25 protein-coding genes are annotated in these 22389 nt (G+C 69.0%); 15 read left to right on the forward strand and 10 right to left on the reverse strand.

Going from position 1 to position 22389, the window contains the following annotated elements:
- Positions 1 to 40 precede the first annotated feature (40 nt).
- The 6 genes from F3H57_RS04545 to F3H57_RS04570 all read left to right on the forward strand — a co-directional run bounded on the left by F3H57_RS04545 (position 41) and on the right by F3H57_RS04570 (position 4947).
- Entirely contained in the window at positions 41 to 445 is a 405-nt protein-coding gene (locus F3H57_RS04545) for a c-type cytochrome (RefSeq protein ID WP_149754687.1), read from the forward strand.
- A gap of 403 nt (positions 446 to 848) precedes the next feature.
- Positions 849 to 1814 carry an ABC transporter substrate-binding protein gene (locus F3H57_RS04550; protein WP_149754688.1) on the forward strand — a complete coding sequence of 322 codons (966 nt, stop codon included), beginning with the start codon at positions 849 to 851 and terminating at the stop codon, positions 1812 to 1814.
- Positions 1815 to 1824: 10 nt separating this feature from the next.
- The gene (locus tag F3H57_RS04555; RefSeq protein ID WP_149754689.1) at positions 1825 to 2574 is read left to right on the forward strand and encodes an ABC transporter permease; all 750 of its coding nucleotides are present in this window, start codon (positions 1825 to 1827) and stop codon (positions 2572 to 2574) included.
- Complete coding sequence (locus tag F3H57_RS04560; protein WP_149754690.1) at positions 2571 to 3191, forward strand: ABC transporter ATP-binding protein; 621 nt, start codon at positions 2571 to 2573, stop codon at positions 3189 to 3191. Before F3H57_RS04555 ends, F3H57_RS04560 begins: the two co-directional genes overlap by 4 nt.
- On the forward strand, positions 3188 to 3619 hold the full coding sequence (locus tag F3H57_RS04565) for a cupredoxin domain-containing protein (RefSeq protein ID WP_149754691.1): 432 nt from the start codon (positions 3188 to 3190) through the stop codon (positions 3617 to 3619). The genes F3H57_RS04560 and F3H57_RS04565 overlap by 4 nt, the downstream gene beginning before the upstream one ends.
- 143 nt (positions 3620 to 3762) lie before the next feature.
- Positions 3763 to 4947 carry an MFS transporter gene (locus F3H57_RS04570; protein ID WP_149754692.1) on the forward strand — a complete coding sequence of 395 codons (1185 nt, stop codon included), beginning with the start codon at positions 3763 to 3765 and terminating at the stop codon, positions 4945 to 4947.
- A gap of 19 nt (positions 4948 to 4966) precedes the next feature.
- On the opposite strand, the gene glpK is transcribed toward F3H57_RS04570, so the two are convergent.
- The 6 genes from glpK to fliF form a co-directional block, all read right to left on the reverse strand.
- Positions 4967 to 6454 carry a glycerol kinase GlpK gene (glpK, locus tag F3H57_RS04575; protein WP_149754693.1) on the reverse strand — a complete coding sequence of 496 codons (1488 nt, stop codon included), beginning with the start codon at positions 6452 to 6454 and terminating at the stop codon, positions 4967 to 4969.
- 19 nt (positions 6455 to 6473) lie between these two features.
- Positions 6474 to 8078 carry a glycerol-3-phosphate dehydrogenase gene (gene glpD / locus F3H57_RS04580; protein WP_149754694.1) on the reverse strand — a complete coding sequence of 535 codons (1605 nt, stop codon included), beginning with the start codon at positions 8076 to 8078 and terminating at the stop codon, positions 6474 to 6476.
- A 127-nt stretch (positions 8079 to 8205) separates the two neighbouring features.
- A complete protein-coding gene (gene fliP, locus F3H57_RS04585; RefSeq protein WP_149754695.1) occupies positions 8206 to 9015 on the reverse strand; it encodes a flagellar type III secretion system pore protein FliP in 810 nt (269 codons plus the stop codon).
- Positions 9016 to 9017: 2 nt separating this feature from the next.
- Positions 9018 to 9302, reverse strand: coding sequence for a FliM/FliN family flagellar motor switch protein (locus F3H57_RS04590; protein WP_149754696.1), 285 nt, complete (start codon positions 9300 to 9302; stop codon positions 9018 to 9020).
- Positions 9295 to 9900 (reverse strand): FliH/SctL family protein, encoded by a 606-nt coding sequence (locus tag F3H57_RS04595; protein ID WP_149754697.1) that lies wholly within the window; start codon positions 9898 to 9900, stop codon positions 9295 to 9297. Before F3H57_RS04595 ends, F3H57_RS04590 begins: the two co-directional genes overlap by 8 nt.
- The gene (gene fliF / locus F3H57_RS04600) at positions 9897 to 11561 is read right to left on the reverse strand and encodes a flagellar basal-body MS-ring/collar protein FliF (RefSeq protein ID WP_223162950.1); all 1665 of its coding nucleotides are present in this window, start codon (positions 11559 to 11561) and stop codon (positions 9897 to 9899) included. The genes F3H57_RS04595 and fliF overlap by 4 nt, the downstream gene beginning before the upstream one ends.
- A 72-nt stretch (positions 11562 to 11633) precedes the next feature.
- On the opposite strand from fliF, the gene F3H57_RS04605 reads away from it, so the two are divergent.
- From F3H57_RS04605 to F3H57_RS04620, 4 genes are all read left to right on the forward strand, one after another.
- Positions 11634 to 12170, forward strand: a complete 537-nt coding sequence (locus F3H57_RS04605) for a flagellar basal body-associated FliL family protein (protein WP_149754698.1) — start codon at positions 11634 to 11636, stop codon at positions 12168 to 12170.
- Positions 12171 to 12180: 10 nt separating this feature from the next.
- Complete coding sequence (locus F3H57_RS04610; protein WP_149754699.1) at positions 12181 to 12582, forward strand: hypothetical protein; 402 nt, start codon at positions 12181 to 12183, stop codon at positions 12580 to 12582.
- A complete protein-coding gene (locus tag F3H57_RS04615) occupies positions 12579 to 13313 on the forward strand; it encodes a MotE family protein (RefSeq protein ID WP_149754700.1) in 735 nt (244 codons plus the stop codon). The genes F3H57_RS04610 and F3H57_RS04615 overlap by 4 nt, the downstream gene beginning before the upstream one ends.
- A 107-nt stretch (positions 13314 to 13420) precedes the next feature.
- A complete protein-coding gene (locus F3H57_RS04620; RefSeq protein ID WP_149754701.1) occupies positions 13421 to 14134 on the forward strand; it encodes a sulfotransferase-like domain-containing protein in 714 nt (237 codons plus the stop codon).
- 162 nt (positions 14135 to 14296) lie between these two features.
- On the opposite strand, the gene F3H57_RS04625 is transcribed toward F3H57_RS04620, so the two are convergent.
- Together F3H57_RS04625 and F3H57_RS04630 are read right to left on the reverse strand one after the other, a co-directional pair.
- A complete protein-coding gene (locus tag F3H57_RS04625; protein ID WP_149754702.1) occupies positions 14297 to 14725 on the reverse strand; it encodes a DUF1810 domain-containing protein in 429 nt (142 codons plus the stop codon).
- A gap of 45 nt (positions 14726 to 14770) precedes the next feature.
- Positions 14771 to 16003, reverse strand: a complete 1233-nt coding sequence (locus F3H57_RS04630; protein ID WP_149754703.1) for an argininosuccinate synthase — start codon at positions 16001 to 16003, stop codon at positions 14771 to 14773.
- A 107-nt stretch (positions 16004 to 16110) separates the two neighbouring features.
- On the opposite strand from F3H57_RS04630, the gene ilvA reads away from it, so the two are divergent.
- Positions 16111 to 17334, forward strand: a complete 1224-nt coding sequence (gene ilvA, locus F3H57_RS04635; RefSeq protein WP_149754704.1) for a threonine ammonia-lyase IlvA — start codon at positions 16111 to 16113, stop codon at positions 17332 to 17334.
- Here the strand turns inward: ilvA and F3H57_RS04640 are convergent.
- Positions 17331 to 17657: an Hpt domain-containing protein gene (locus F3H57_RS04640; RefSeq protein WP_149754705.1), complete on the reverse strand. Its 327-nt coding sequence runs from the start codon at positions 17655 to 17657 to the stop codon at positions 17331 to 17333. The two genes, ilvA and F3H57_RS04640, sit on opposite strands and share 4 nt — an antisense overlap.
- Before the next feature lie 233 nt (positions 17658 to 17890).
- Here F3H57_RS04640 and F3H57_RS04645 point away from each other — a divergent pair, with 233 nt between their 5' ends.
- Positions 17891 to 19102 (forward strand): PP2C family protein-serine/threonine phosphatase, encoded by a 1212-nt coding sequence (locus F3H57_RS04645; RefSeq protein WP_223162977.1) that lies wholly within the window; start codon positions 17891 to 17893, stop codon positions 19100 to 19102.
- Here the strand turns inward: F3H57_RS04645 and F3H57_RS04650 are convergent.
- Positions 19051 to 19527 (reverse strand): NUDIX hydrolase, encoded by a 477-nt coding sequence (locus F3H57_RS04650; protein WP_149754707.1) that lies wholly within the window; start codon positions 19525 to 19527, stop codon positions 19051 to 19053. The two genes, F3H57_RS04645 and F3H57_RS04650, sit on opposite strands and share 52 nt — an antisense overlap.
- Before the next feature lie 78 nt (positions 19528 to 19605).
- On the opposite strand from F3H57_RS04650, the gene hslO reads away from it, so the two are divergent.
- The 3 genes from hslO to F3H57_RS04665 are packed head-to-tail and all read left to right on the forward strand — an operon-like array spanning position 19606 to position 22362.
- A complete protein-coding gene (gene hslO / locus F3H57_RS04655) occupies positions 19606 to 20625 on the forward strand; it encodes an Hsp33 family molecular chaperone HslO (RefSeq protein ID WP_149754708.1) in 1020 nt (339 codons plus the stop codon).
- Positions 20597 to 21220 carry a CoA pyrophosphatase gene (locus tag F3H57_RS04660; RefSeq protein WP_394349814.1) on the forward strand — a complete coding sequence of 208 codons (624 nt, stop codon included), beginning with the start codon at positions 20597 to 20599 and terminating at the stop codon, positions 21218 to 21220. The genes hslO and F3H57_RS04660 overlap by 29 nt, the downstream gene beginning before the upstream one ends.
- Positions 21211 to 22362: a CCA tRNA nucleotidyltransferase gene (locus F3H57_RS04665; protein ID WP_223162951.1), complete on the forward strand. Its 1152-nt coding sequence runs from the start codon at positions 21211 to 21213 to the stop codon at positions 22360 to 22362. Before F3H57_RS04660 ends, F3H57_RS04665 begins: the two co-directional genes overlap by 10 nt.
- Positions 22363 to 22389: the final 27 nt, after the last annotated feature.

The following is a 22389-nucleotide window of genomic DNA, read 5'->3' on the forward strand; positions in this document are numbered from 1 at the left end:
AAAGGCTGACACGAAGAAGACGTTCCAAGGAAGGAAGCCCATGTTCAAGACCCTGCTCGCCGCCACCGCAATCGTGGCACTGCCAGCCGCCGCTGCCTGGGCACAGGATGCCGGCGATCCCGAAGCCGGCGAACGCGTGTTCCGCAAGTGCCAGGCCTGCCACCAGGTCGGAGAGGATGCGCAGAACCGCGTCGGCCCCGTCCTCAACGACGTGTTCGGCCGTGCTGCCGGGGGGCTCGAGGGCTTCAACTACTCCGACGCGATGGTGGCCAAGGGCGAAGAAGGGCTGGTGTGGGATGCGGAGTCGATGGCCGCGTTCCTCAAGAACCCGCGCGAATACGTGCCGGGCACCAAGATGTCCTTTGCCGGTCTGCGCAAGGACCAGGAGGTCGCGGACGTGACCGCCTATCTCCAGCAGTATTCGGGTGGAGGCGAAGGGTCCTGAGCCTGGGAGGGGCGAGGCGGACACGGCGCAGCCGGGACACGTGTCCCGCGCAGCGGTCGAACGGTCCCCGGCGCGGGATAAGGGCCCAGGGCCGCCGCGCATCGCCGGGCCGCCCCGCCGGACCGGCGCTCTGGTGACGCTTGGCGCGACGATCTGAGATCGTCCGGATGTGGTTGGGATAAAGCGCTGTTGTTCGGCGGTCGGGATCGCCGGACCGCGGCCCGTCGATGTGCGGCTCGCGCGCCGTTCGAACCGCATTTCTCGCGAACGGCTGGAACAACCGGCGAAGAGACCGCCCCCCAACCTCAGACGATTGTCTACTCGACTCCGGCGTGGCGGCGTCCCACTCTTCGCCCAGGATCGTCCGGGCGTCCGTCGCCCGGCACTCTGGGAGGAGACATCGATGAGACGCCTGATCGCGGCCACGTTCGCCGCCACATGCCTCGCCGTGCCCGGCTGGGCGCAGGACCTGCCCGTCATCCGCGCCGCTGTTCTCCAGATCGGGACCGTCAACTGGGAGCTTTCGACCATCGTCGACAACGGCCTCGATGAGAAGCACGGCTTCGAGCTCGAGGTCCAGCCCTACGCCGACAACGGCGCCACCCGTGTCGCGGTTGAAGGCGGCGAGGCCGACATGGCCGTCGCCGACTGGATCTGGGTCGCGCGCCAGCGCGCCGCCGGCAAGGATTACGTCTACATTCCCTATTCCAAGGCCGTCGGCGCGCTGCTCGTGCCGGAAGGCAGCGAGGCGCAGAGCCTTCAGGACCTCGCCGGCGGCAAGGTCGGCATCGCCGGCGGGCCGCTCGACAAGTCCTGGCTGATCCTGCGCGCCTATGCCTCGCGCGAGCATGAATTCGACCTCGCAGCCGAGACCGAGCAGGTGTTCGGCGCACCGCCCCTGATCTTCAAGTCCGGCCTGTCCGGAGAGCTCGATGGCGCGATCAACTTCTGGCACTTCCTGGCGAAGATGAAGGCCGGCGGAATGCGCGAGCTGGTGAACGTCGAAGAGGCGGCGGTCGCGCTCGGCCTCGACCCTGACACCCCGCTGCTGGGCTACTACATGAAAGAAAGCTTCCTTTCGGAGCACGAGGGCCTCGCGCAGCAGTTCTACGACGCCAGCCAGGAGGCCAAGGCGCTGCTGCGCGACAACCCCGACGAATGGGACAAGCTGCGCCCGCAGATGAACGCCAGTACCGACGCCGAGTTCGAGGCGCTCAAGACCGACTGGATCGCCGGCGCGCCCGAACGCGGCCCCATCGACCTGGAAAGCATGGACGCTTTCCTGCAGGTGATGAACGACCTCGGCGGGCAGGAACTGGTGGGCCAGGCTACGACGCTGCCCGACGGCCTTTTCGCGGACGTGGAGTGACCGCGCCGCGATGACCGACCCCCGCGCCGTCACCGCGATCTCGCTCGTCGGGCTGCTGGCGCTTTGGGTCGTGGCGGCGGCTCTGACCGCCGATCCCCAGATCCTGCCGGCGCCCGGCGCGCTGCTCGGCCCGTTCTGGGCCGAGCTGACGTCCGGAGAGCTGCTCTATCACCTCTCCCAGACGCTGATCCGGGTAATCTGGGCGTTCGTGCTGGCGATGGCCCTCGGCGTCGCGCTCGGCATCGCAATGGGACGGTCGGAGCGGCTCAACCGCTGGCTCGATCCGTGGCTGGTGGTGTTCCTGAACCTGCCGGCGCTGGTGCTGATCGTGCTGTGCTACCTCTGGATCGGCCTCAACGAGACGGCGGCGATTGTCGCGGTCACGCTCAACAAGGTGCCGAACGTCACCACGGTCGTCCGCGAAGGCGCGCGCGCGCTCGATCCCGGGCTCGACGCGATGGCGCGGGTCTACCGGATGCCGTGGACCACGCGGCTCATGCACGTCACGCTGCCGCAGCTTGCCCCGTTCATCGCCGGCGCGGCGCGGTCGGGCATCGCGGTGATCTGGAAGATCGTGCTGGTGGTGGAATTCCTCGGCCGCTCCTCCGGCGTCGGGTTCAAGATTCATATGTTCTTCCAGCTTTTCGATGTCGGCATGGTGCTGGTCTATGCGCTGTCGTTCATCGCGGTGATGCTGGTGATCGAATGGGCCATCCTGCAACCGTGGGAGCGGCGCGTGCGCCGCTGGCGCACCGCATGATCCGGGCCCACGTGCGCGAGAAGCGGTTCGGCGAAAGCCGGGTGCTGAGCAACATCGCCTTCGAGGTCGCGCCGGGCGAGACCGTGGCGATCCTCGGCCCCTCGGGCATCGGCAAGTCGACGCTTCTGCGCATTGTCGCGGGCATCGACACCGCCTTCGACGGCCACGTGGAGACGCCCGAGCGCATGGCCATCGTCTTTCAGGAGCCCACCCTGCTGCCCTGGCGATCCTGCTTGCGCAACCTGACCATCGTGCATCCGGACCTGTCCGAGGACGACGCCCGCGCGATGCTGGGCAGGGTCGGCATCCCGGACAAGGCCGGCGCCTTCCCGCTGCAGCTGTCGCTCGGCCAGCAGCGGCGGCTGGCGCTGGCCCGCGCCTTTGCCGGGCGGCCCGAGATGCTGATCATGGACGAGCCCTTCGTGTCGCTCGATCCCGAGACCTCTGAGACGATGCTGGCCCTGACCGAGCGGCTGATCGCCGAGGTCCGGCCCGCGACGCTCTTCGTCACCCACGCGCGGGAGGAGGCGGAACGCCTCGGCTCCCGCATCCTGGAGCTGCGCGGTACGCCCGCCACGCTCGCCCCTCGCCTAGTCCAGAACGGAGAATTGCCATGAAGACCCTCTTGCTCGCCGCCTCCGCCACGCTCATCGCGGGCGCCGCGGCGGCGCACGATTTCGGCTTTGCCGGGATCCTGTCCAACACCAACCAGGGGGAGGATCTGCCCACGCTCACCCTCGCCTCGGGCCAGCCGATCGCGGACGGACCGATCGAACTGGAGTCCGGCAAGGTCTACGAGCTGGAGATCGAGGCCGACGGCTCGGCCGAGTTGGGACTCGAAGGGCCAGGGTTCTTCCGTAACGTCTGGGTGAACGAGGTCGTCATAAACGGGCTGGAAATCCGACCCTACGGCCTCGAATCCGTGGAATTCGACCAGGCCGGCACGATGGAGATCGAGTTCATCGCCATCAAGCCTGGCCAATATTTCCTGCGCATTCCCGGCTCGACCGGCGAGTCTCAGCGCGTCGACATCACAATTCGCTGACGGAGGTTATCCGCGATCACCTTTGCACAAGGGGCAGGGCGCCTATGCGCGGCGCCCGCCTTGCCCGCATCGACTCCGGGCCCCATCGTTGACGGTAACGCTGCGGCGCAGCAAATCCTGACACCCCGGCCCGGAGCCCTCGCATGTCACGCGACCAGACGCGGTACGCCGCCACGATCCTGTCCCTCGCGCTCGGCGCCTTCGCCATCGGCGTGAGCGAGTTCGCGGCTATGGGGCTTCTGCCCTATTACGCGGCCGACCTCGGCGTCTCCGAACCCGTGGCCGGCCACGCGATCAGCGGCTACGCGCTGGGCGTGGTGATCGGCGCGCCGGTCCTCGCCGTCCTCTGCGCGCGGATGCGGCGGCGGGCGGTGCTGGCGGCGCTCATTCTCGCCTTCGCCTTCGCCAACGTCGCAGGCGCGCTGGCGCCCGAGATGAACGTGCTGACCGGCACCCGCGTGATCGCCGGCCTGCCGCACGGGGCGTATCTGGGCATCGCGATGCTGTTCGCGGCCGACCTTCTGCCGCGCGGACAGCGGGCGAAGGGCGTGGCGCAGATCCTAATGGGGTTGACGCTGGCGAACATGATCGGCGTGCCGTTGGCCAGCGCCATCGGACAGAGCCTCGGGTGGCGCAGCCTCTTCGTGATCGTCGCGGGGCTTGCGGTGCTCTCGGCGATCCTGATCGTCCGCGTGGCGCCCGACCCCGATCCGGCCGAAGGCGCAAGCCCCCTGCGGGAGCTTGGCGCGCTCGGCAACCGGGCGGTGTGGCTGACGCTCGCCGTCGGGGCGGTGGGCTTCGGCGGGGTCTTCGCGGTCTATTCCTACTTCTCCGCGGCGATGATCGACGCCGCCGGGGCGCCCGGCTGGGCGATTCCGGTGTCGCTATCGCTGTTCGGGGTGGGCGCCACGGCGGGCAACTTTGTGGCCAGCCGGCTGACCGCGTGGTCGCAGATGGGCGGCGCGCTGGTGCTGCTTCTGGGCATGGTGGCGACCGCGCTGCTTTACGCCTCGGTGGTCGGGTCCTGGCCGCTGATGGCGCTGAGCGTGTCGCTGCTGGCGATGACCGCGGGGCTCGTCGTGCCGCTACAGACACGGCTGATGGACGTGGCGGGCGACGCGCAGACGCTGGCCGCAGCCCTCAACCACGCGGCGTTCAACTTCGCCAATGCGCTGGGGCCGTTCGCGGCCGGGCTGGCCCTCTCGGCCGGGCACGGCTGGGCTTCGACCGGGCTTGTGGGCGCGGCGCTTTCGGCCGGCGGCATCGCGGTGCTCGGGCTGGCCTGGATGGACGCGCGGCGCCGGCCGGGCGCGCTGGTTCCGGCCTGAGGCGGCGCGGCGCGGGGGCCTAGAACCCCTGCGCGGCCGCCACGGCGCGTTTCCAGCTGTCGTACTTGCGCGCGCGGGTCGCCTCGTCCATCGCCGGCGTGAACTCGCGCTCGCGCCTCCACATGTCGGCGAATCCGTCCATGTCCGGGTAGACCCCGGCCCTCATCCCGGCGAGCCACGCGGCGCCCATCGCCGTCGTCTCCAGCACCTCGGGCCGGTCCACCGGCGCGCCGATGATGTCGGAAAGGAACTGCATCGCCCAGTCCGACGCGCTCATCCCGCCGTCGACGCGCAGCGTGGCGTCGCCGTCCGCCGAGGTCCAGTCGGCGTGCATCGCCTCGATCAGGTCGCGGGTCTGGTAGCCAACGCTTTCGAGCGCGGCGCGGGCGAATTCCTCGGGCCCCGAATTGCGGGTGAGCCCGAAGATCGCGCCCCGGCACTCCGCGTTCCAGTAGGGCGCGCCGAGGCCCGTGAAGGCCGGGACCAGCACCACGCTCTGCGTGTCGTCCGCCTTCTCGGCTAGCGGCTGCGTCTCCTTCGCGGCGCGGATCAGGCGCAGACCGTCGCGCAGCCACTGCACCACCGCACCGGCCACGAAGATCGACCCTTCGAGCGCGTAGGTCGGCTTTCCGTCCATCTGGTAGGCGATGGTGGTCAGAAGCCGGTTGTTCGACCGCACCGGTTCGCTGCCGGTGTTCAGCAGCGCGAAACAGCCGGTTCCGTAGGTCGATTTCAGCATGCCGGGGCTGAAACAGGCCTGGCCGATGGTCGCCGCCTGCTGGTCGCCGGCGACGCCGAGGATGGGGATTTCGCGGCCGAAAAGGTCGGCGCGGGTGGTGCCGAACTCCGCCGCGCAATCGCGGACCTCGGGCAGCATCTCCATCGGGATGTCCAGAAGCTCCGCGATGGAGGTGGACCAGCGCCCCTTGTGAATGTCGTAGAGCATCGTGCGGCAGGCATTCGTCGCGTCGGTGACGTGGCTCTTGCCGCCGGTGAGCTTCCAGATCAGGTAGCTGTCGACCGTCCCGAACAGCAGCTTGCCGTTCCGGGCCTTCTCGCGCGCGCCGTCCACCTCGTCGAGGATCCATTTCAGCTTCGAGCCCGAGAAATAGGGATCGAGCAGCAGGCCGGTGCGGGCCGTCACCATCTCCTCGTGGCCCTCGTCGTGCAGCATCGAGGTGATGGAGGCGGTGCGCCGGTCCTGCCAGACGATCGCGCGGTGCACCGGCTGGCCGGTGTCCTTGTCCCAGACGCAGACGGTTTCGCGCTGGTTGGTGATGCCGATGGCGGCGATGTCGTCCGGCGCGCAGCCGGCCTTTTCGATCACGCCGCGGCAGGTGGCGGCGACGGTCGTCCAGAGGTCGGAGACGTCATGTTCGACCCAGCCCGATTGCGGGTAGTGCTGCGTGAATTCTTCTTGCGCGATGGCGACGATCTTCAGGCTCTCGTCGAAAAGGATCGCCCGGCTCGACGTGGTGCCCTGGTCGATGGCGAGGACGTAGCGCATGGATCCCTCCCGGTCTTGATTACTGCGCGGCCGCGGCCTGCGCCTCCCGCCGGGCATCCTGCATCCAGGTGTCGAGCGCTGCAATCTCGCTTTGATCCATACGGATGCCGAGGCGCGTGCGCCGGAACACCACGTCCTCCGCGCTGCGGGCGTATTCGCGGCGCATCAGCCAGCGGACCTCGGCCTCCGTCAGGCCATGGCCGAAATCGCGGCCGAGATCGGAGTCGGAGGTGGCGCTGCCGAGGAACTCCCAGGATTCGGTGCCGTAGTGGCGGATCAGCCGCTCCGCCCGCTTGGGCCCGAGGAACGGGTAGTCGGCGGCCAGCTTGTCGATCTTGGCACGCGCCTCGCTGACCTCGAAATCGCCGCCGGGCAGGGTGACTCCTGCCGTCCAAGGCCCGCCTAGATCGCTGAAATGCGGCGCGATCTTCTCCAGCGCGCTCTCGGCGAGCCGGCGATAGGTGGTGATCTTGCCGCCGAAGATGTTCAGCACCGGCGCGCCGGCGCTGTCGTCGACCTTGAGCGTGTAGTCGCGCGTCGCCGCCGTGGCCGAGGAGGCGCCCTCGTCATAGAGCGGCCGCACGCCGGAGTAGCTCCAGACCACATCGTCGGCGGTGAGCGTCCGCTCGAAGTAGTTGTTGGCGAAGTCCAGCAGGTAGTCGCGCTCCTCGGGCGTGCATTCGGGGCGCACGTCGGGATCGTCCTGCTCGCTGTCGGTAGTGCCGATCAGGGTGAAGTCCTGCTCGTAGGGAATCGCGAAGATGATCCGCCCGTCGGTGCCCTGGAAGAAGTAGCACTTGTCGTGATCGTAGAGCTTGCGGCACACGATGTGGCTGCCGCGGACGAGCCGCACGGACTCCGTCGCGTTCGATCGGATCTTGGTGCGGATGATGTCCCCGGCCCAGGGTCCGCCGGCATTCACCAGCATCTTCGCGGTGACGGTGCGGGTGGCGCCGGTCTCGCGGTCCTCGAGCTCGATCCGCCAGCCGTCGCCGCCGCGTTCGGCAACGCGCACCTTGGTGCGGGTCAGGATATCGGCGCCGCGCGCCTCGGCGTCGCGCGCGTTGAGCACCACGAGCCGACTGTCCTGCACCCAGCAATCGGAATATTCGAAAGCCTTGCGGAACTTGTCCTTGAGCGGCTTGCCCTCGGGCGCATCGTGCAGGTCGAGCGTCTCGGTCCCCGGCAGGATCTTCCGCCCGCCGAGGTTGTCGTACATGAACAGCCCGAAGCGGATGAGCCAGGACGGCCGCCGCCCCTTCATCCACGGCATCACGGTGTTGAGCAGCCGCGACGTGGGTGTCGCGTTCTCGAATCGCATGCTGGGATGGAACGGCAGCACGAAGCGCATGGGCCACGAAATATGCGGCATCGCGCGCAGGAGCGTCTCGCGCTCGATCAGACTTTCGCGAACGAGCCGGACTTCGAAGTACTCGAGGTAGCGCAGCCCGCCGTGAAACAGCTTCGTCGAGGCCGAGGAGGTCGCCGAGGCGAGGTCGTGCATCTCTGCCAGGCCGACCTTGAGACCGCGGCCCTGGGCGTCGCGGGCGATGCCGCAGCCGTTGATGCCGCCGCCGATGACGAAGAGGTCGTACTGCGCGGATGTCTCGCTCTGGTCTGCCATGGCGCCCTTCCGATCGCGTCGCGTCTGATCGCGCGGTAAGAGGATAGGGCGGAGAATGAAAGGGCAAGCACTGCGGGCGGTGCATGGGCCTTTGGCACCTGCCTGTTTTGCAGGCGGTAGCGGTCCCTCAGAAATAACTGCGCACGAGGCTGCCGGCGAGCAGCGACCAGCCGTCGGCGAGGACGAAGAAGGCGAGCTTGAAGGGCAGGGAGACGATCGCCGGGGGAACCATCATCATGCCCATCGCCATGAGCACCGCGGCGACGACGAGGTCGATGATCAGGAACGGCATGAAGATCAGGAAGCCGATCTGGAAGGCGCGCGCGATCTCCGACAGCATGAAGCTGGGCACGAGGATCGACAGCGGCGCATCCGGAGCGAGCGCGGTGCCGGCGGCGTCGGGCCGCAGCTCCGCCATGGCGGTGAAGGTGTCCGGGTCGGCGCGGCCGGCCATGAAGTCGCGGAACGGGCCCATCGCGGCCTCGAAGGCGGCGGCGATGGCCATGTCGTCCTCCAGGAGCGGTTCGATTCCGGCGGCGTAGGCCTCTGTGAACACCGGCTCCATCACGAAATAGGTGAGAAAGAGCGCGAGGCTGACGATCAGCATGTTGGGCGGCGATTGCTGCAGCCCGACGGCCTGCCGCAGGATTGCCAGCACCGTCACCATGAACGGAAAGCAGGTGATCATGATGGCGATGCCGGGCGCGAGGCTGAGCAGCGTGACGAGCGCGATGAGCTGCAGCGTCGTGCCGGTAAGCGTGCCGCCCTCGCCGCCGAGATCGAGCGTCAGTTCCTGCGCTTCCGCCGGGGCTGCGAGGGTGGCGAGGAGCGCCGCGATCAGGGCCGCGGCGAGAGCGGGGGGCGCCGCACCTCCTCCGCCCTGACCGGGCGTCGTCGGAGCCGGGCGCGCGGGCCTTCTGGCCGCGCCTTCGGTCATGGTCAGGCCTGTGTCTTGAGGTCGGCGACCTCGGTCAGGCGCACGGCGAGCCGGGTCTGCCCGCCTTCCTCGATGACTTCCAGCGCACCGGTGCCGATCAGGCGGTCGCCGACATACAGCTCCACCGGATCGTCGAGCTGCTTGTCGAGCGTCAGCACGGAGCCCTCGTCGAGTTGCAGAAGGTCCCGGATCAGCGGGCGGGCGCGGCCGACCGAGACGGTAACCTCGATCGGCACGGCTGACAGGCCGTAGGCTTGGGCGGGGGCGGTGTCTGCGCTGTCATCCATGGGTTAGTTGTCCTTCGCTCATCTCGGTCAGTCCGGCGATGGCGTCGCGGATGCCATCGGCGATGTCTGTCAGGTCGATGTGCTGTTCGCTGTCGGCCAGACGGATGTCGGCCTGGCCCTCGTCGAGCGTGCCGTCGGCGACGAGGTCGACGGGGAAGCCGACTTCGCGCATGACCAGCGGCTCCACGAGGGGCACCTGTTCGGGCGCCACTGCGACCGTGACGTGCAGGCCGGCCAGCTCCGCGCTTCGCGCACGAAGTTCGGAGACCACGTGCGCGCCCATCCCGCCCTCGAGGACGGAGGGGAGCACGGTTTCGACAATCTCCTCCAGCAGCGGGCCCATGGCCTTGAGTACGTGGCTATATGCTTCGTGATAGGTGAAGGAGAGGTCCTTGAGGTTCTGCGCGAAATCGCCGCCCAAGCGTTCGCGGTCCTCGGTCTGGGCGCGCACGGCATCGTCCCAGCCGGCCCGGTAGCCGGTTTCGTAGGCGCGTTCCTCGCGAACCGTCACCTCCGCCTCCGGGATCGTGGCGCTGGACCTCGTCGCGCGGGGAGCCGGGTTCGAGAAATCCTGGAGCAGGTCGACAAGGCGGGTCACTCGACCTCCTCCGGCGTGTCGAGCCAGCTGCGGAGGATCTGCACCGCCTCGTCGCGGCGTTCGTCGATGAGCCCGCGCAGCCGCTCGACCGGGTCCTCGGACGTATCCGAGGCCATGTCGAAGCTGCCGTCTCCGCCGCCGGATAGCATCGGCAGGTTGGCGAACCCGTCGCCATCGTCGACCTCCCCGCTCAGCGCCTCGGCGACCGCGAAGGTGGGAATGCCGTCGTCGTCATCCGCCTCCGGGCCGGGCGCGGGCAGGGCCGCGACCCCGGCGCCGGTCAGGACCGGGCGCACGACGAAAAGGCCGAGCACCAGAGCCACGAGCGCCAGCACGCCGAGCTGGATCAGTGTCATCGGGTCGAGCCGGAGTCCGGCGAAGAGACCCGGATCCTCCGCCGCGCTGCCCAGCCCCTCGGGTTGTTCGAACGGCATGGAGCGGATGGTGATCGAATCGCCGCGCGCCTCGTCGAAGCCGACCGCGGAGGCGACGAGTTCGCGCAGGGCGGACTGTTCCTCCTCCGGCAGGGGCACGAAGGCCTGGCTGCCGTCGGCCTGTGTCTCGACCTGTCCGTTGACCAGCACCGCGACGCTCAGCCGCCGGATCGCGCCCGGGGCGCGCATGACCTCGCGTGTGGTCTCGGAGACCTCGTAATTCAGACGTTCCCGCGTGGTGCTTTCGCTCGATTGCGAGCTGTCGCCGCCGCCAGCCTCACCGTCCGGAAGGTTCGAGGCCACGGTCACACCCGCGGCGCCCTGGTCCTGGCTCTGTTCCGTCGTCTCCTCGGTGTCGGAGCTGATGACCACGCGGCTTTCGGGGTCGAACACCCGCTCGCGAATCTGCTCGCTCTCGGTGATGGTGTCGACGCTGACCTCGACCACCGCGTTGCCGATGCCGACGCGCGCCTCCACCAGACGCAGCACGCGTTCCCGAAGCGCGTCGGCGCGATCCTCGGCACTGGGACCGGACATCGCGTCCTCTTCGGCGGTGAGAAGGCCGCCCCGGCTGTCGATCACCGCGACATCGGCGGGGGCGAGCCCCGGCACCGCCGCCGCGACAAGGTAGCGGATCGCCTGCGCCTGGCCCGAATCGAGCGCCGCCGAGGCCCCGGTGACGGACACCGAAGCCGAGGGCGTCACGCTGCGCTGGAACGGATTGGCGCTGCTGGAGGCGATGTGCACGCGTGCGGCCGAGACGTGCGGCGCGGCGGCTATGGTGCGGGCAAGTTCGCCTTCCTTCGCGCGCCAGTAGGCGGCGTCGAACATCTGCGACGTGGTGCCGAAACCGGTCAGCCCGTCCAGCAATTCGTAGCCATCGGTTCCGTTCGCGGGCAGGCCTTCCCCGGCCAGCGTAAGGCGCAGCGCGTCCCGCTCCGACGCAGGCACGAAGATGGCGCCGCCGCGCACCTCGTATTGCACGCCGCGGGCATCGAGCGCGGCGACGATTTCTCCCGACGCGGCCGCATCGAGGCCACCATACAACAAGTTCATGTTCGGCGCGGTGGCGATTCGCGACAAGGCGATCACCGCGGCGAACATCAGCACCGTCGCGCCGGTCACGACGATCCGGCGCTGCAGGCTGAGCGCGTTCCAGACTGACAGCAATTGCTGCACTTCGACCTCCGAATCCCGGTCCGACTTCTTCGGATCGAGGACGACCATGGCCGGGGGCGCTTAATAATCGGTTAGCTGGTTTCCGTTTATCCCTGGTGGCAGAGAAACGGGGAATCGAAGATGACCGATGCCACGGCCGAGGACGCAGAAGCGCCATCCAAGGCTTCGAAACTGCCGCTCATCCTGGGCGTCGTCCTTGCGCTCTTGGGCGCCGTCGGCGGGTTCGTCGCGGTGTCCTCCGGAATGCTCCCGCTCGGGGGCGGGACAGAGGCGCAAGGCGATGACGGGCACGCCGCGGAAGGGGTCCGTGCGGATGAGGAGGCGCATGGCGACGGCCCCGGCGCCCCGGCGCTGGGCGATATCGCCTTTCTGGAATTGCCGGCGCTCGTGGTGTCGCTGGGGCAGGGGGCGAGCAATTCGCACCTGCGGTTCCAGGCGACACTCGAAGTGCCGAGCGGATACGCCGAGGAGGTGCGCGCGCTGCAGCCGCGCGTCCTGGATGCGATGAACGGCTACCTCCGTGCGCTCGAGCCGTCGGATATCGAGGCGCAGGATGCGCTCGTCGTCATCCGCGCGCAGCTCACGCGGCGCGTACAGCTTGTGCTGGGAAAAGAACGGCTGCGCGACCTTCTTGTGCTCGAATTCGTACTCAATTGAGGGAGCGGAGATGGACCTGATCGCCGACATTCTTCTCGTCACGGGGGCGCTGGCCGCCGGGTTTTACTGTTTCGTCCTGGCCCGGCGGCTGTCGCGGTTCACGGATCTCGAGGGCGGGGTCGGCGGCGCCGTCGCCGTCCTGTCGGCCCAGGTCGACGATCTGTCGAAGACGCTGGCCGCCGCGCGGAGCACGACCGGAGCCTCTCAGGACTCGCTTGAGAAACTGACGCAGCGGGCCGAGGAGGTCGCCCAGCGGCTGGAGCTGCTGGTCGCTTCCATGCACGACTTGCCCGACCAGTCCGATCCGGCGCAGGCCTCGGAACGCGCCTGGACGGGGCCGGAATCCGGGACCGTGCCGGAACCGGCCGGGCCGATCTTTTCGCGCCGTGCCAGGACCGGGACGAAGGGATGACGCGGATCCTGAGACACGACGGTACCGGCGCTGCGAGGGCGTCCGCCCGCACGTCGGGGCGGGGCGCACGGGGCCCGGCGGGCGCCACGAAGAAGACGTCCAAAGGACGCAAGCCCGGGCGTCGGCGCGGTACGCTCGCTCTGATCGGCAGCCTGCTCGTCGCGTCCGCCATCCTGCGCCTTGGCGACGATGCCAGCCGGCTTGTCGCCCGCGCTGCAGAGGCGCAGGCGAAGGCTCCCGCGACCGCTGCCGACGGCGGCGGCGCGGAGGTGACCGGGGACTCGGGCGCGCTGCTCGAAGCGCTGGACGCGCGGGAGGCGCGACTCGACAAGCGTGAGCGCGACCTTCTCATACGGATGCAGGCGCTACGGGTGGCCGAAACGGAGATCGAGCAACGGCTTACCGCGCTGGAAGAGGCCGAGGCATCTTTGCGCGCCACGCTCGACCTGGCCCGAAGCGCGGCGACGGAGGACCTCAACCAGTTGACCGAGGTCTATGCGCGGATGAAGCCGCGGCAGGCGGCCGCCCTGTTCGAGGAGATGGACCCGAACTTTGCCGCAGGCTTTCTCGGGCGAATGAGGCCGGAGAACGCCGCGGCGATCATGGCAGGGCTCACGCCGGACGCGGCGTACCTGATCAGCGTGATGCTCGCCGGGCGCAATGCCGACGTGCCGAAGGCCAGCGCCCCGGATGACGCGCGTGCGGATGATCCGGCAGGGGAGGGCGGCTGACGCGGAGCGTCGTCTTGGCATTCGCCTCCGGAGGATTTAGCGTCCCCGCGGACTGGAACGGAAACGGCGCCGGTTGGCGGTTCGGCAGCAGGCCGAGGGAGAGTGACGTGCGGATCGAGATGTGGTCGGGGCCGCGCAACCTGTCGACGGCGATGATGTACGCTTTCGGCAACCGGGCCGACATGCACGTCGTCGACGAGCCGTTCTACGCCGCCTATCTGGCCGAAACCGGATACGCGCATCCGATGCGGCAGGAAATCCTCGCGGCCCAGCCGCAGGACCCGGACGCCGTCATCGACCAGCTCACCGCGCCGGCCCCGGACGGCAGCCCGCACCGATATCACAAACACATGGCCCAGCACATGACGCCGTCGGTGCCCCGCGACTGGATCGCCGGCGGGGTGAACGTCTTCCTGTTGCGGCACCCGGCACGCGTGGTGGCCAGTTTCGGCGCCAAGTATCCCGATCCGGCGCTTGCCGATATCGGCTTCGCCCAGCAGGCGGAGCTGCACGACCGGCTGATCGGCGCGGGCGGCGCCCCGGTGGTGATCGACAGCCACGACATCCGCGCCGCTCCGGAACTCATGCTGCGCCGGTTGTGTGAGGCGATCGGACTTGCCTTCGATCCGGCGATGCTGGCCTGGCCGGCGGGAGGGCACGCGAACGATGGGGTCTGGGCGCCCGTCTGGTACGGATCGGTCCACAGCTCGACCGGGTTCGCCGGCCCGGAAGGACCGCTGCCGGAGCTTGACGGCGCCGGCGCCGAGCTCGCGGACGCGGCGATGCCCGCCTACCGCTACCTTGCCGCGAAAAAAATCTGAAAAAATCTCGTCGCTCCGAAACAGGCACTGCACGCGTTACGTGTATGGTGCGTCGGCACCTTGACGCGGTCCGATCCTCTGGTGCGTCCCAGCGCCCCCCTAGATGGGAACGCCAGAGTTCGAGAGCCCGGCATTCCCCCCGGAATGCCGGGTTTTTCGTCTTCACCCCGTCGCGCTGCCCCGGATCGCGTCCCGCGTATGACTGCAGCGGACCCCGCCATACACCTGCCGCAACACCTCCGGGACCTCGGGTGGCGGCGCCTTCGTGGCCTCGAACAGCGTCATGGAGGAGCGCACCTTGAGCGCATCGACGCTGCCGAGGATCGTCTCGGGTGGTGTTCCGGCATGAGACAGGAGAAGCGCGCTGGCCTCGGCCAGTCGCGGACCAAGGACCGGATGGGCGAGATAGGCCGATGCCTCTTCCACGCCCGACAGGCCGAAATGCCGTGCCCGGGTCGACCGGCCGAGCGTTTCGAGCTGCGGAAACACCCACCAGATCCAGTGCGTCGTTTTGCGGCCGGCGCGAAGTTCCGCGATCACGTCGCCCCAGACCGCGGCCTGCGCCTCCACGAATTCCGACAGCTCTGCCATGCGATCCGACCTAGCGCCAGCGGGACCTCCCGCAAGCGCTTGCGTTCAGCCGCGCAGCCGGCGGTCTCGGGCCGCGAGCAGCTTCAGCCGCAGCGCGTTGAGCTGGATGAAGCCGGCGGCGTCCTTCTGGTCGTAGGCGCCGGCGTCGTCCTCGAAGGTCACGTGCGCCTCGGAGTAGAGCGAGTGATCCGACCAGCGTCCGACCGTCCGCGCCAGGCCCTTGTAGAGCTTGAGCCGGACGGTGCCGGTGACGTGCGCCTGCGAGCGGTCGATCGCCGCCTGCAGCATCTCGCGTTCGGGCGAGAACCAGAAGCCGTTGTAGATCAGCTCCGCGTAGCGCGGCATCAGCTCGTCCTTGAGATGCGCGGCGCCGCGGTCGAGCGTGATCTGCTCGATACCGCGATGCGCCTCGAGCAGGATCGTCCCGCCGGGCGTCTCGTAGATGCCGCGGGACTTCATGCCGACGAAGCGGCCCTCCACGAGGTCGAGCCGGCCGATGCCGTGGCGACGGCCGTATTCGTTGAGCTGCGTGAGGATCGCCGCGGGGCTCATCGCCTCGCCGTTGAGCGCGACCGCGTCGCCCTTCTCGAACGTGACCTCAAGAAACTCGGGCGTGTCCGGCGCGTCTTCGGGATGCACGGTCCGCTGGAAGACGTAGTCGGGTGCCTCCTCGGCGGGATCCTCCAGCACCTTGCCCTCGGACGAGGTGTGCAGAAGGTTCGCGTCGACCGAGAACGGCGCCTCGCCGCGCTTGTCCTTGGCGATCGGGATCTGGTTCTCCTCGGCGAAGGCCAGGAGCTTCGTGCGCGAGGTCAGGTCCCATTCGCGCCACGGCGCGATGACCTTGATGTCGGGGTTGAGCGCGTAGGCCGCCAGTTCGAACCGCACCTGGTCGTTGCCCTTGCCGGTGGCGCCGTGGGCAACGGCGTCGGCGCCGGTCTCGGCCGCGATCTCCACCAGCCGCTTGGAAATGAGCGGCCGCGCGATGGACGTGCCGAGCAGGTAAAGCCCCTCGTAGACGGCGTTCGCCCGGAACATCGGGAAGACGAAATCGCGCACGAATTCCTCGCGGATGTCCTCGATATAGATGTTCTCGGGGCGGATGCCGAGAAGCTCCGCCTTCTGTCGCGCCGGCTCCAACTCCTCGCCCTGGCCGAGATCGGCGGTGAAGGTGACCACTTCGCAGCCGTATTCGGTCTGCAGCCATTTGAGGATGATGGAGGTGTCGAGCCCGCCGGAATAGGCGAGCACGACCTTCTTGGGCGCGTGTGCGGGCATGTGTCGGCTCCTTCGGCGATGATCGCCGCGCGGATAGCGGCTTTCGCGCGCCGCGGCAAGGCGACGGCGCTTGCCTCCGCTCCGCGCATGGGGCAGGAGCCGGACCCATGACCGAGTTCCAGTATGCCGCCCGCGCCGCCGCCGATGCGATGCGCGAGATCTTCCCAGCCACGCCCTGCGCGCGCAACGAGCACCTGTCGGCGCTCTACGGCGCGGATATCTGGCTGAAGCGCGAGGATCTGGCGCCGGTGCGGTCCTACAAGATGCGCGGCGCGTTCAACGCCATGCGGCACCAGGCGGATGCGCCGCTTTTCGTCTGCGCGAGCGCGGGCAATCACGCGCAGGGGGTGGCGTTCATGTGCCGACATTTCGGCACCCGAGGCGTGATCTTCATGCCGGTGACGACGCCGCAGCAGAAGATCCAGAAAACGCGCATGTTCGGTGGCGACGCGATCGAGATCCGCATGGTCGGTGACTATTTCGACGATTGTCTGAAGGCCGCGCAGACCTTCTGCGACGAGGCCGGGGGCGCCTTCCTGCCGCCCTTCGACGACGAGGCGGTGATCGAGGGGCAGGCCAGCGTCGCGGCCGAGATCGAGGCGGAGATCGGCGTGCCCGACCATATCGTGGTGCCGGTCGGCGGCGGCGGGCTGTCTGCGGGGATCCTGTCCTACTTCGGCCCGGAGGTTCAGTACACGTTGGTGGAGCCGGCGGGCGGCGCCTGTCTGCGCGCGGCGCTGATGGCAGGGGAGCCGGTGGCGCTGCCCAAGGTCGACACGTTCGCGGATGGCGCGGCGGTGGGCCGGATCGGCGCGGCACCCTTCGCGCGGCTGCGCGATGTCGGGCTCGCCAACACGCTGACCATCCCCGAGGATCGGATCTGCACCACGATGCTGGAGATGCTGAACGTGGAGGGCATCGTGCTGGAGCCGGCCGGCGCGCTCGCGATCGACGCGCTCAAGGATCTTGGCCAGTCGATCCGCGGTCGGCGCGTGGTGTGCATCGCCTCGGGCGGGAATTTCGATTTCGAACGGCTGCCCGAGGTCAAGGAACGCGCGCAACGCTATTCCGGGGTGAAGAAGTATTTCATCCTGCGCCTGCCGCAGCGGCCCGGCGCGCTGAAGGATTTCCTGAACGTGCTCGGCCCCGAGGACGATATCGCCCGGTTCGAGTACCTGAAGAAATCGGCGCGCAACTTCGGGTCGGTCCTCATCGGGATCGAGACGCTGGAGGCGCGCAATTTCGAGGTGCTCTTCGCGCGGCTCGACGCCAAGGGATTCGTCTACCAAGACATCACCGAGGACGAGACGCTGGCGCAGTTCCTGATCTAGGCGGCCGTGTAGCGTTCCGCGAGACCGCGTTCGAGAGCTGCTCGGGATGCGTCGAAGACCGGCCTGAGGCGCCCCGGATCCGGGACCGGACGTCCGGCCCTGGCCGCCGCTTCCCCTTCGGCGCAAAGACGCGCCAGGCCCGACATGCCGAGGTTGAGTGCGCTGCCCTTGAGAAAGTGCAGTGCCGCGGCCAGTTCCGTGCTCCTGGAGTCCAGCCCGGCGAGCGTGCGGTCTACCTCCCGGAGGAAGACCCCGGCGACCTCTGCAAAGTCGTCCGGCCCGATTTCATCGCGCAGCTGGTCCACCTGGTGCCAATCGATCATGCAGCCCTCCGTTGCTGGTCAAACGTGTCACGACGCCGGTGAAGGCGGCGTTAAGCGGTGCGGTTCAGTGAAGATTAACCCCTGGGCGGTAGACCGGAGCGAACAGGCGCGGGGGCGTCGACCGGATAGGATACAGGATGAGCCAACTGCGACGGCTGCCGGACGGGCCGCGCCACGGCGCGTGCGTTGTGCCTTCGGCGCCAGGGCCGGCGGGGCAGCCGATCCGGCGCGTGATGGTCGTCGACGACTGCGCCGGTCAGCGTATCATGCTTGCGCGTCTGCTGGGCCGCTGGGGCTACGAGGTTACGGAAGCGTGCAATGCCGAAGATGCGCTGGGACTTCTGGCCCGCCGACCGCAGGACATCGTGCTGTCGGACTGGATGATGCCGGGACTCGACGGTCTCGATCTGTGCCGGCGTTTGCGCGGGTTGCCCGATGCCGGTTACAGCTACTTCATCCTGCTTACCTCAAAGTGCGACAAGGCCGAGGTCGCGCGGGGCCTCGACGCAGGGGCCGACGATTTCCTGAGCAAGCCGGTGAACGCCAACGAACTGCGGGCGCGGCTCAATGCCGGGGCGCGCGTTGTCGGGATGCAGCGGGAGCTGCAGGAAAAGAACGGCGTGATCTCGGACACGCTGGGCAAGCTGCAGCAGGCCTACGACGCCATCGACCGGGACCTGAAACAGGCGCGCAACATCCAGCAGGCGTTGGTGCCCGAGCGCACGCTCGACAGGCCCCGCGGCCGGGTCAGCCTGCTGTTCAAGCCCTGCGGCCATGTCGGCGGTGACCTTGTCGGCATGTTCAGCCCGGACGAGGCGCAGATCGGCGTTTACGGCATCGACGTGTCGGGCCACGGTATCACCTCCGCAATGGTGACGGCGCGTGTGGCGGGCTATCTCAACCCCAGGTATGACGACCAGAACATCGGGCTGCGGCGGTGTGCCGGCGGTGTTCATGCCATGCAGCGGCCCGATGACGTGGTCCGCCTGTTGAACGAAAGGTTCATCGCCGATCCGGGCGTCGACGAATACTTCACCATGGCCTACGCGACCGTCGATCTGGCCGCCGGCTTGTTGCGCCTCGTGCAGGCGGGCCACCCGAGCCCCCTGCTGATCCGGCCGGGCGGGCGGATGCAGTTCGTCGGCAGGGGCGGTCTGCCGGTCGGCCTCTTGCCCGACGCGGCCCACGAGACGCTGGAGATGCAGCTCGAGGAGGGCGACCGGCTGCTGATCTACTCCGACGGCATGACCGAAGCGGCGACGCCGGACGGCAGGATGATCGACGACGCGGGCCTGTTGCGCATCGCGGCGGCGTGCGGCGCGGCCAGCGGCACCGAATTCCTCGACGAGCTGTTCTGGCGCCTCGCGCAGGAGGTCGCGCCGGAGAGCGGCTTTCAGGACGACGTCTCGGCGGCGCTTTTCGAATACGGCCTAAGCCGTGCGTGACGCGCCAGATAGGCCCGGTCGCCGCCATTGCCGAGCTGGCCGGCCGCAAGCTCCGGCGCCATCCACACCGCCATGTGCCCCGGCTCGCTCGGCGGGCCGAGCGGCAGCACCGGGCGGGCAGCATAGATGATGCACAGCTTTTCCGCCCAGAGATCGTATTCCGGCATGTAGGTGAACCGTCGGAAGGCGCCGAGCCGGCGCGGCGCGGCGATGCGCCAGCCGGTCTCTTCCAGCACCTCGCGGTGCAGCGCCTGAAGCGGACTCTCGCCCGGATCTATGCCGCCGCCGGGCAGCTGGAATTCCGGCCAGGGCTCTTCCTGGTGCGTGACCAGCACCTCGCCGCCGCGCATCAGCACCGCGTAGGCGCCGGCGCGCAGGGTGTAGCGGCGCCCGCCCTCTGGCGGCGGGCCGAAGCGTTCTGTCATGTCCCGGCCCCCTTGGACGCCTGCTTGCGCTGCATATATGGGGCCGATATGCCAATCCGAGGCCCACAAGGAAACCCCATGACTCTCGGCACGAAGCTCGCCTGGGACGATACCGTCCTGCCCTTTCAGCTCGACCGCTCGGACATCCGTGGCCGGGTGGCGCGGCTCGACGGCGTGCTGGACGGGATCCTCAAGCAGCACGACTACCCCCCGCAGGTGGAGGCGCTGGTCGCCGAGATGGCGCTGCTGACGGCGCTGATCGGCGAGACCATCAAGCTGCGCTGGAAGCTGTCGCTGCAGGTGCAGTCGAAGGGGCCGGTGCGCATGATCGCCACCGATTTCTACGCCCCCGAGAAGGAAGGCGAGCCCGCGCGCATCCGCGCCTATGCCAGTTTCGACCGCGGCCGCATCTCGGGCGCGCCGATGGACAACGTGGGCGAGGGGTATTTCGCGATCCTCATGGATCAGGGCCAGGGCATGACGCCCTACCAGGGCATCACGCCCCTCACGACCGATTCGCTGTCGCGCGCCGCAGAGACCTATTTCGCGCAGTCCGAGCAGCTTCCCACCCGGTTCGAGCTGAAGTTCGGCCGCTCCACCGAGCGCGGCGGGCAGGAGCATTGGCGCGCCGGCGGCATGATGCTCCAGCACATGCCGAAGGCCAGCCCGCATGTCTCGGGCGGTGGCTCGGGCGAGGGCGGCCTGTTGCAGGCCGCGGACATCCTGGGTGACGACGAGGGCGAGGACTGGAACCGCGCAAACTTCCACCTCGACACGGTCGAGGAAATGGAGCTGATCGGCCCGTCTCTGCCGCCCACCGACCTCCTGGTGCGCCTCTTCCACGAAGAGACGCCGCGCGTCTTCGACACCCAGCCGGTGCGCTTCGGCTGCACCTGTTCGGAGGAACGGGTGCGCCAGTCGCTGTCGATCTACTCGGCCAAGGACATCTCGAAGATGACCACGGACGACGGGCTCGTGACCGCCGACTGCCAGTTCTGCGGGGCGCATTACGTGCTCGACCCCGCGACGCTCGGCTTCGAGGCGACCGAGGATCCCGAAGGCGGCGCGGATGACACGCGGCCGGGCGATGACGGCTGACCCTTACGCGCCGCTTCTCGCCGCGCTGGCCGGGGAGGGGGAAAGCTCGTCCGATTTCGACCTGCATCCCGACACGGTGCTGCCGGAGAACCGCAAGCTGCGCCCGGCCGGCGTGCTGGTCGCGGTGATGCCGGCCGAGGACGGTCTGCGGCTCATCCTCACCAAGCGATCCTCGCGGCTGAAGCACCATCCGGGGCAGATCGCCTTTCCCGGCGGCAAGCAGGAAGACATCGACGCCGACGTGACCGCCGCCGCCCTGCGCGAGGCCGAGGAGGAGATCGGCCTGTCGCGCGGCCAGGTCGAGATCCTCGGCCACCTGCCGCCGCACGAGACGGTGACGGGCTTCCTGATGTCGCCGGTGATCGGCCGCGTGGGTGGCGCGTTCGATCCGGTGGCCGAACCCGGAGAGGTCGACGAGGTCTTCACCGTGCCGCTGACCCATGTCACCGACCCCGCGCGCTTCACGGTGCAGTCGCGGCGCTGGCGCGGGACGCGGCGATATTACTACACGGTGCCTTACGGACCCTACTACATCTGGGGGGCGACCGCGCGAGTCCTGCGCGGGCTGGCCGAGCGGATGTCCGCGTGCGGCTGACCGGGGCGGACTGGCTGGACGCGCCCGCGACGCAGGCCGTGCTGGGCATGCTGGAAGAGGCCGGCCACCCGGCCTACGCGGTCGGCGGGTGCGTGCGGAACGCCCTGCTGGGCCGGCCGGTGGACGACGTCGACATCGCCACCCGCGCCCGCCCCGAAGAGGTCACGCGGCTTGCAGAGGCCGCCGGGTTGAAGGCGGTTCCGACCGGCATCGCCCACGGCACGGTCACGGTGGTCGCGGACGGCACGGGGTTCGAGGTTACGACCTGGCGCGCGGACGTGGAAACCGACGGCCGCCGCGCCGTAGTCCGCTTTGCGGACACGCTGGCCGAGGATGCGCGGCGCCGCGATTTCACCATGAACGCGCTCTATGCCGCGCGCACCGGGGATATCGTCGATCCGCTGGGCGGGCTTCCGGACCTTCAGGCGCGGCGGCTGCGCTTCATCGAGGACCCCGCGCGCCGCATCCGCGAGGATTACCTGCGCATCCTGCGCTTCTTCCGCTTTTCCGCCTGGTACGCCGACCCGGCCGACGGCATGGACCCCGACGCGCTCGCCGCCATCGCGGACGCGCTGGACGGCATCGCCACCCTGTCGCGCGAACGGGTCGGCGGAGAGGTCATGAAGCTGATGGCCGCGCCCGACCCCGCGCCTGCCGTTGCCGCGATGCAGGCGACCGGCGTCCTTTCCGCGACCCTGCCGGGGGCGGACGCGCGGGCGCTTGCGCCGCTCGTGCACATCGAGAATACCGAAGGCATACCGCCGGCCTCCCTGCGCCGCCTCGCCGCGACGGGCTTTTACGACGGAGAGGCGCTGCGCCTGTCCAAGGCCGACCGCAAGCGGCTTGTCGCGATCGCGGAGGCCGCGTCGGACGGCGCCCCGCCGCGCGCGCTCGGCTACCGCTACGGCGCTGACACCGCCCGCGATGCGCTGCTGGTCCGGGCCGCGAGCCTCGGCGCGTCGCCCGATCCCGGCGCGCTGGACGCCGCCGGCGAGGGCGCGACGCTCCGCCTGCCGGTCAGGCCGCGCGACCTGACGCCGGGCTATGAAGGTGCCGCGCTCGGCGCCCGCCTGAAGGAACTGGAGGCCGCCTGGATTGCATCGGACTTCCGCCTCACCCGCGAGGAGCTGCTGGCGCGCTGAGCCCGCGGTTTGCATCGCGCCGAAGGA

Origin of the sequence: Roseivivax sediminis (genome assembly GCF_900112685.1) — a bacterium.
Lineage (GTDB): Bacteria > Pseudomonadota > Alphaproteobacteria > Rhodobacterales > Rhodobacteraceae > Roseivivax > Roseivivax sediminis.